This window comes from Streptomyces alkaliphilus (genome assembly GCF_014141535.1).
Lineage (GTDB): Bacteria > Actinomycetota > Actinomycetes > Streptomycetales > Streptomycetaceae > Streptomyces > Streptomyces alkaliphilus.
The window spans coordinates 1-8,633 of sequence record NZ_VKHT01000108.1 but is presented as its reverse complement, the minus strand read 5'-3'; the positions used below and the strand labels follow the sequence as shown (position 1 = coordinate 8,633).

Sequence of the window (8,633 nt, the reverse complement as noted above, 5' to 3'; positions counted from 1 at the left end):
GGCTCCACGCCCGCCCCGCCCCCTCGGAGGATGTCCCGATGGCCACCGGCTACCTGGAGCTGCTGCGCGCCCGGCACACGACCCGGCTGCTCGTCGGCACCCTCGTGGGACGACTGCCCTACGGCACCGCCGCGCTCGCGATCGTGATCTTCGTCCGGGTCGAGGGCGGTGGGTACCCCCTCGCCGGGCTCCTGGCGGGCCTCTACGGCCTGGCCACCGCGGTCGGACAGCCCCTCCTGGGACGCCTGGCGGACCTGTACGGCCAGCCACGCGTGATGCTCCCCTCGGCCCTGGTCTCCGCCCTGGCCATGGGAACCTTCGCGGTCTCCGGCATCGACCCCCTGCCCCTCGCCCACGCGGCCGTCCTGATCTCCGGTCTGACCACCCCGCCCCTGGAGGGTGGCCTGCGGGCGCTGTGGCCGAGCGTCCTGCGCGGGGAGGGGATGCTCCACCGCGCCTACGCCCTGGACGCGGTGGCCCAGGAGATCATGTTCGCCGCCGGCCCCCTGGTGGTGCTGGTCCTGGCCGGGGTCTGGTCCCCGGCCGTCGCCCTGTTGGTGATCAACGTGCTCGGTGTCCTGGGGGCGCTCTCCGTGGTCGTCTCCGAACCCTCCCGCCGCTGGCGCAGCGCGCCGCGCGAGGCGCACTGGCTCGGGGCCCTGCGCTCACCGGGTCTTCTGTCGCTCCTGGGCGCGTTCTTCTTCATCGGCGCGGCGCTGGGGGCGATCGCCGTGGCCGCCGTGGCCTGGGCGGAGGTGCGCGGCGACGAGCTGGCCTCCACCTGGCTGCTCTCCGGCCTCGGTGCCGGGGCCCTGCTCGGCGGCCTGCTGTACGGGGCCCGGCACTGGACCGGGGAGCCCGAGCGGCGTCTGCGTCTGCTGGTGGTCGCGCTGGCGGCGGGCTACCTGCCCCTGCTGTTCGCGCCGGACTCGCTGGTTCCGATGACCGCCCTCGCGGCGCTCGCCGGGCTCTTCCTCGCGCCCACCCTGGCCTGTGCCTTCGTGGTCATCGACCGGCACGCCCCGACGGGCACCGTCACCGAGGCGTTCTCCTGGCTGGTCACCACCTTCGGCGTGGGCTCGGCGCTGGGTACCGCCGCCACCGGGCCGATCCTGGACCGCTGGGGGCCCGGGGCGGGCTTCGCCGTCTCGTCGGTCGGCGGGGTCGCGGCGGTGCTGGTGCTGGTGGCGACCCGTGGGGCGCTGGGCACGCCTGTGCGACGCGCGGCGCCCGTGGTGGGAACCGCGGTGGCGCCGACCCCGGGCGCGGCTCCCACCGAGCCGGCGCTTCCTCTCGGTGTCGAGGCGCCGGGGGTGTCGGGATCCGGAGGGCCCGGCGGAGCGGTCGGTCCCCGTAAATGATCGCCCCGGCGCGTCGGAGCCGGTTTGTTCCGGCGCTCCCGGGCGTACTGTTCATTCATGGACCGCCGAATCTTCGGGCTGGAGAACGAGTACGGGGTCACCTGCACCTTCCGGGGACAGCGCCGGCTGTCCCCGGACGAGGTGGCCCGGTACCTCTTCCGCCGCGTCGTGTCATGGGGCCGCAGCAGCAACGTCTTCCTCCGCAACGGTGCCCGGCTCTACCTCGATGTGGGCTCGCACCCCGAGTACGCCACCCCCGAGTGCGACAACGTCATCGAGTTGATCACCCACGACAAGGCGGGCGAGCGGATCCTGGAAGGTCTGCTCGTCGACGCCGAGCGCCGGCTGCACGAGGAGGGCATCGCCGGTGATGTGTACCTGTTCAAGAACAACACCGATTCCGCCGGCAACTCCTACGGCTGCCACGAGAACTACCTCGTGGCCCGGCACGGCGAGTTCTCCCGCCTGGCCGACGTCCTCATCCCCTTCCTCGTCACCCGCCAGGTGATCTGCGGCGCGGGCAAGGTCCTGCAGACCCCCCGCGGCGCGGTGTACTGCGTCAGCCAGCGCGCCGAGCACATCTGGGAGGGGGTCAGCTCCGCGACCACCCGCTCCCGTCCGATCATCAACACCCGGGACGAGCCGCACGCGGACGCCGAGCGCTACCGCCGACTGCACGTGATCGTCGGTGACTCCAACATGTCCGAGGCCACCATGCTGCTCAAGGTGGGGGCCACGGACCTGGTGCTGCGGATGATCGAGGCCGGCACGGTCATGCGGGACCTCACCCTGGAGAATCCCATTCGGGCGATCCGTGAGGTCAGCCACGACATCACCGGACAGCGCAAGGTGCGCCTGGCCACCGGGCGGGAGGCATCCGCCCTGGAGATCCAGCAGGAGTACTACGAGAAGGCGGTGGACTTCTGCGAGCGCCGCGGCACCCGCACCGGTATCACCGCCAGGGTGCTGGAACTGTGGGGCCGCACCCTGGAGGCCGTGCGGGAGGAGCGGCTGGAACGGGTGGAGACCGAGATCGACTGGGTGATGAAGTACCGGCTCATCGAGCGCTACCGGACCAAGCACGGCCTGTCCATGTCCAACCCCAGGGTCGCCCAACTGGACCTGGCCTACCACGACATCCACCGCCGGCGCGGCCTGTACTACCTGCTGGAGCGGCGCGGGCAGGCCAAACGGGTCTGCAACGACCTGAAGATCTTCCAGGCCAAGTCGGTGCCCCCGCAGACCACCCGGGCCCGGCTGCGCGGCGACTTCATCCGGCGGGCCCAGGAGCAGCGCCGGGACTTCACCGTCGACTGGGTGCACCTGAAGCTCAACGACCAGGCGCAGCGCACCGTGCTGTGCAAGGACCCCTTCCGCTCGGTCGACGAGCGGGTGGAGAAGCTCATCGCGGGGATGTGACCGCCGCCGCCCCGCCCGGGGCGAGCGGCACCGGCTTCGTCGGGTGAGGCCGTAGGGTGGGGCGGGACCGGAGGGTTCCGCCCCCACCCCCTCTACCGCGAGTTGGACTGATGATCCCCACGAAGAGAGCACACCGCCTCGTCGCGGTGCTCGCCGTACCGGCCCTCCTGCTGACGGCCGCCTGCGGCAACGGCGATTCCGGCAATGGCGATTCCGGCGACGGCGACGGCGCGACCGCCTCCTGGCCGGTCGCCACGGTGACCGGAGACATGGGTGAGGAGCCCGAGGTCACCGTCGAGGAGGACGCCGAGCGAGCCGAGGAGACCCGGGTCGACGTCCTGGTGCAGGGCGACGGTCCCGAGGTGTCCGACGGCGACTTCCTGCGGACCGGCCTCCTGGTGCGTTCACCCGACGCCGAGCAGGAGGACCTCGTCAACACCTGGCGCCCCATGGTCGCCGACCCCGAGGGCGGGGAGGAGCAGGAGGACTCCGGGCCGGTCTACGCCGCTCTCCGGGTGAACGTCGACGACCTGCTGCCGCCCGCCGCCACCGAACCGCTGATCGGTGTCAACGAGGGAAGCCGGGTGGTCGTCCAGGGCTCGGCCGTGGAGCTGATCGGTGACATCGCCACCCAGCTCGGTTTCGAGGAGGGCGACAGCGTCGTCTTCGTCTACGACGTGGTCACCGTGATCGACGCGCAGGGTCGGGTCGAGGGCGAGCAGGCCCCGGTGGAGGAGGGCATGCCCGAGGTGGAGGCCGAGGGGACGGAGCCCGCCGAGATCACCATCCCCGAGGGCGAGGACCCGCCGCAGGAGCTGCGCTCCCAGGTCCTCATCGAGGGTGACGGCCCCGAGGTGGAGGCCGGCACCCAACTCATCGCCCAGTACACCGGCGCCGCCTGGAGCGACGGCGAGGTCTTCGACTCCTCCTGGAGCCGCGACGCCGCCGCCAAGTTCGGCATCGGTGTCGGCCAGGTGATCCAGGGCTGGGACGAGGTCCTGGTCGGCAGCAACGTCGGCGATCGGGTCCTGTTGGTCATCCCCCCGGACAAGGGCTACGGAGCCTCCGAGGGACACGACCTCCAGGAGGAGACCCTGGTCTTCGTCGTCGACATCCTGGACGCCGTCTGAGCCGGGGCCCCGCCCCGGCATCCCGCGCGTCCCGCGGGCCCGTCGTCGCGGCGGCCCCGCGGGCGCTCCCGGCGCCGCCCGGCACCGGGAGCGGGCGCGGGGCCCCGGCGCCCCGAGTGCCGGGGCCCCGCGCCGACCCCGCGACGGACCCATCGGGGACCGGTGCGGCCCGTCGTGGTCACCACACCCACGCATACATCAACAGGAGCAACGCGTGAGCAACACCAAGCCCGAGGTGGACTTCCCGGGTGGCGAGCCCCCGGCCGACCTGCAGATCACCGATCTCGTGCAGGGCGACGGCCCGGAGGCGAAGGCCGGTGACACCGTCTCCGTCCACTACGTGGGCGTGTCCTTCGACAGCGGCGAGGAGTTCGACGCCAGCTGGAACCGCGGTCGTCCGCTGCAGTTCCAGCTCGGTGCCGGCCAGGTCATCGCCGGTTGGGACCGCGGCGTGCAGGGCATGCGGGTCGGCGGTCGGCGTCAGCTGGTCATCCCGCCGCACCTGGCCTACGGCGACCGCGGCGCGGGCAACGCCATCAAGCCGGGGGAGACCCTGATCTTCGTCTGCGACCTGGTCTCCGTCTGAGCCCGACCCCGGAGTCCCGAGCCAGGGCCCGTTCCTCCCGGTCGGGGAACGGGCCCGAGCTTTCGCCCGGGGTCGTGATGGCGGTACGGTCGGTCACCGGGGTGTTCCACGAAGAAGAGGGCGGATCGGCGATGGCGATTCCCAAGGCCGAGCGGCTGATGAATCTGGCGCTGTGCCTGCGCGGGAGCGGACGGCCGCTCACCAAGCGCGAGCTGCGCGCCACCATCGAGGCGTACCTGGAGGTGTCCGGCGAGGACGCCTTCAATCGCATGTTCGAGCGGGACAAGGACGACCTCCGCGAACTGGGCATGGTCATCGAGACGGTGGAGAGCGTGGACGGGGAGATCGCCTACGTCGCCCGCCCCGACAGCAACCGACTGCCCCCCATCACCCTGGACGTCGCGGAGGCCGCCGCCCTGGGCCTGGCGGCCCGGGTGTGGCAGCAGGCCCGACTGGCCGGCGCGGCCAGCGGCGCTCTGCAGAAACTGCGCGCGGCCGGTATGCCCGAGGCCGACACCGACCGCGACTCCGGGTCGGTGCTCGAGCCCCGCATCCCCGGTGGGGACGCCGCCTTCGAACCGCTGATGGTCGCCTGTCGGGAGCGCCGCCCCGTCACCTTCCCCTATCGCAAGTCCACCGCCGCCCGACCCGAGACCAGACAGGTGGAGCCCTGGGCCCTGGAGTGCTGGCACGGCCACTGGTACCTGGCCGGCTGGGACCGGGACCGGAAAGCCCGCAGGGTCTTCCGGCTCTCCCGCATCATGGGCCGGGTCACCTCCCGCGCCGGCTCCTTCACCGCCCCGGTCCCCGACCGGGTCGAGGTCCGGGAGGCGGTGGCCGCCTGGGCCGGTGAGACGGCGATGGGCCGGGCCCGGATCAGACTGCGGGCCGACCGGGGCTACCCCCTGAGGGCCAGAGCGCACGAGGTGCGGCGGATCGACGGGGAGTGGGACGAACTGGAGATCCCGCACGGCCACGGTCTGGGGGCCTGGCTGGCGGAGTTCGGTCCCGACGTGGTGGTCCTCGAACCGGCCGATCTGCGGGCCGACGTGGTCGATCGCCTGCGCGCGGTGGCCAAGGGCTGACCGCCCGGGACCCCCGGGGGCCGAGAGACGGACGACGAACGAGAACAGCGGAGAAGAGGCACCCACATGGCGTCCAACGCCATCGACCGCACCCGGCGGATGCTGTCCCTGGTCACGTACCTGCGCGACCGTCCCGGCGCCCGGGTGGAGGAGGTCGCCCGCGCCTTCGGCGTCGGCGAGGAGACCCTGATCTCGGACCTGCGCCTGCTGCCCATGTGCGGGATCAGCTACCGGGGCGGCGACCTCCTGGACATCGACACCGACGGCGAACAGATCTGGTGGCACAACGCGGAGGCGGTCTCCGGAGCCGCTCGCGAGCCGCTGCGGTTGGCGGCGGACGAGGCCACCGCGCTGCTCGTGGCGGCGCGCGCGGTGGCCGCCCTGCCGGGCCTGCGCGAGGGGGACCGGGAGGCCCTTCTCACCGCCACGGCCAAGCTGGAGGCGGCCGCCGGGGAGACCGCCCGGGCCAGCTCGCGGCTGACGGTCACCTTCGAGTCCGAGGGCGAGGTCTTCGCCGACGTGGACCGGGCCCTGGCCGAGCGGCGCCGGTTGCGGCTGCGCTACTACTCGCCGGGACGCGACGCCGTCTCCGAACGCGAGGTCGATCCCATCCGCATGGTCGTCGTCGGTCACACCTATCTGGAGGCGTGGTGCCGCCGGTCCGAGGCGCGCCGCACCTTCCGGCTGGACCGCGTCGCCGGGCTCGACGTGCTCGACGCCGGGGCCGAGCCCCCGGCGCTGGAGCCCCGTGACCTGAGCGCGGGCCTGGTCCAGCCCGCCCCCGACGATCCCGAGGTGGTCGTCGAGGTCGGGCCGGGGGGCCGGTGGGTGGCGGAGTACTACCAGCCGGAGACCACCGAGGAACTGCCCGACGGGGGGTTGCGGATCACCCTGCGCACCGCCGATCCGGCCGGGTTGCGACGGCTCGCCCTGCGGCTGGGGCGCGACGGCCGGATCATCTCCCCGCCGGAGCTGGCCGAGAGCGCGGTGACCGCCGCCCGGGAGGCGCTGGCGGCCTACGAGTGAACCCCGGGTCCGGGTGGGGATCCCGGGTGACCGACCGGTGACCGGTGACCGGGGCCGGCGGGTCCGCCGGCCCCGCCGGGCCGGCACCGACGGGCGCCGGCGGAACGGGTAGTCTCCGGGGCATGTTCTGGCCGATGCTCCATGTGGTCCTCGCCTTCGGCGGCGTCGCCGTGCTCGGTGTGTTCGCCGTTCGGGTCGGACTGGAGGTGAACCGTTTCTCGCGGACGGTGGCCGGAAGCGCGGAGCGGATCGGCCGGGCCACGGAGGAGTTGGAGCGGGTCACCGGTCCCACCCTGTGCAAGGGCGCGGAGTGGAGCGCCGAGCACCGCGCCGGGGACACCTCCCGCTGAGTCCTTCGTCACCCGCTCGCGCCCCGCGGCCCCGAGGGGCGCCCCGGGAGTCCCGGGCGCCCCGGGAGCCCCGGTGAACACCCCCGGCACCACGTCTCCGTCACCCGGCTGGCGGCGGCACGCACATTCGGCGACGTTCGGGCATTGCCCCGTGTTCACCCCCGGGAGTTAGGATTGCCGGGCGTGCACAACGTGTCGCCGAAACCGGCCCCGGACCACCGGGCGGTCTCCCCGGCACGAGGGACCTCCCCGCGCAGCCCCGTATGGAGAAGGTAGACGGATATGGGCCAGATCGGACCGTGGCAGATCGTTATCATCCTCGCCGTCGTGGTGCTGCTCTTCGGCGCGAAGCGGCTGCCCGATACGGCGCGGGCGCTGGGCAAGTCCCTGCGCATCCTCAAGAGCGAGACCGGCGCGATGAAGAACGACGCCCCCGCCACGCCGGAGACGGATGACCAGCAGGCACCGCCCGCCCCCAAGACCATCAAGGCCGCCCCCGGTGACGTCACCGGCGGCCGTCCGGTCGAGGAGCCGCGGAGCAGCACCCACCAGGGCTGAGCGCCGGGCCGGTCGGCCCGCTGTCGCAGACGGGGCCGGCCGATCCGACCGGACGAGCCGGCCGGACTCCGCACGAGATGAGGACGAGGGGTGCTCGGGTCGATCCGCAACCGGCACACGGATGACGGGGCGAAAGCCCGCAACGGGCGCGGCCGACGCGCCGCCCGCGAACGCGACCCCGAGGGCAGGATGCCACTGGGCGAGCACCTGCGGGAGCTGCGCAACCGGCTGGCGGTCGCCGTGGCGGCGATCGTGGTGGTCACCGTGGTCGCGATGTTCTTCGCCAAGGACATCATGAACCTGCTCACCGCGCCGCTGCCCACCTGCCCGCGCGGCACGCCGCCCGAGGAACTCGACGGCCGCTGCGCGTCGCTCACCATGGACGGTCTGACCTCGCCGTTCACCACCTACATCAAGGTGTCCCTCTTCGCCGGCCTGGTCGTCGCCTCGCCGGTGTGGCTGCACCAGATGTGGGCGTTCGTGGCGCCCGGCCTGCACCAGCACGAGAAGAAGTACACCCGGGCCGTGGTCGCGGTCGGCGTGCCGCTCTTCCTGACCGGCTGCTACTTCGCCTACTGGCTGCTGCCGCGTGCCATCCCGGTGCTGCTCGGCTTCACCGCCGAGGGCGCCGAGAACCTGGTCACGGTGGACAACATCCTGGACATCACCGTCCGGATGGCCATCGCCTTCGGCTTCGCCTTCGAGCTGCCGCTGATCCTGGTCCTGCTCAACCTCGGCGGTGTGGTCAGCGGGCAACGGATGCTCGGCTGGTGGCGGGCGATGGTTCTGGGCATCGCGGTCTTCGCGGCCGCGGTCACCCCCACCGACCCGATGTCCATGGTCGCCCTGGCCATCCCGGTCACCGCCCTGTACTTCGTCGCGGTCGGGGTCTCCCTGCTCAACGACCGCCGCCGGCGTCGTCGGGACCCGGACGCCGGTCTCTCCGAGGACGAGGCTTCCGACATCGACCTGACCCCTTCGTCCATCGGTATCCCCGACCGGGTCGACCCCGCCACGGGGCCCGGTGACCCGACCGGCCGGCGTCCGGGCGGCTGGGACGACGTGACCTGAGGCTCTCGGCCGGGGTCCCGGACCGGCACGTCGGGGCGGGGGCACGC

The 8,633-nt window shown here is 72.9% G+C and carries 9 protein-coding genes; all 9 read left to right on the top strand.

What is annotated here, in order from left to right:
• Positions 1-38: 38 nt before the first annotated feature.
• The 9 genes from FNQ90_RS06125 to tatC all read left to right on the top strand — a co-directional run bounded on the left by FNQ90_RS06125 (position 39) and on the right by tatC (position 8,586).
• Positions 39-1,361 carry an MFS transporter gene (locus FNQ90_RS06125; protein WP_182605327.1) on the top strand — a complete coding sequence of 441 codons (1,323 nt, stop codon included), beginning with the start codon at positions 39-41 and terminating at the stop codon, positions 1,359-1,361.
• Positions 1,362-1,418: 57 nt separating this feature from the next.
• Positions 1,419-2,780, top strand: coding sequence for a Pup--protein ligase (gene pafA, locus FNQ90_RS06120; RefSeq protein WP_182605326.1), 1,362 nt, complete (start codon positions 1,419-1,421; stop codon positions 2,778-2,780).
• A gap of 110 nt (positions 2,781-2,890) precedes the next feature.
• Entirely contained in the window at positions 2,891-3,910 is a 1,020-nt protein-coding gene (locus FNQ90_RS06115) for an FKBP-type peptidyl-prolyl cis-trans isomerase (RefSeq protein WP_182605325.1), read from the top strand.
• Positions 3,911-4,124: 214 nt separating this feature from the next.
• Positions 4,125-4,496 (top strand): FKBP-type peptidyl-prolyl cis-trans isomerase, encoded by a 372-nt coding sequence (locus FNQ90_RS06110; protein ID WP_143617207.1) that lies wholly within the window; start codon positions 4,125-4,127, stop codon positions 4,494-4,496.
• Between the two features lie 131 nt (positions 4,497-4,627).
• Entirely contained in the window at positions 4,628-5,581 is a 954-nt protein-coding gene (locus tag FNQ90_RS06105; RefSeq protein ID WP_182605324.1) for a helix-turn-helix transcriptional regulator, read from the top strand.
• A gap of 66 nt (positions 5,582-5,647) precedes the next feature.
• Positions 5,648-6,607, top strand: coding sequence for a helix-turn-helix transcriptional regulator (locus FNQ90_RS06100; protein ID WP_182605323.1), 960 nt, complete (start codon positions 5,648-5,650; stop codon positions 6,605-6,607).
• A gap of 122 nt (positions 6,608-6,729) precedes the next feature.
• Positions 6,730-6,957: a hypothetical protein gene (locus FNQ90_RS06095; RefSeq protein ID WP_182605322.1), complete on the top strand. Its 228-nt coding sequence runs from the start codon at positions 6,730-6,732 to the stop codon at positions 6,955-6,957.
• 282 nt (positions 6,958-7,239) lie between these two features.
• Positions 7,240-7,515 carry a Sec-independent protein translocase subunit TatA gene (gene tatA / locus FNQ90_RS06090; protein ID WP_143624559.1) on the top strand — a complete coding sequence of 92 codons (276 nt, stop codon included), beginning with the start codon at positions 7,240-7,242 and terminating at the stop codon, positions 7,513-7,515.
• Between the two features lie 90 nt (positions 7,516-7,605).
• Complete coding sequence (tatC, locus tag FNQ90_RS06085; protein ID WP_323379800.1) at positions 7,606-8,586, top strand: twin-arginine translocase subunit TatC; 981 nt, start codon at positions 7,606-7,608, stop codon at positions 8,584-8,586.
• Positions 8,587-8,633 lie beyond the last annotated feature (47 nt).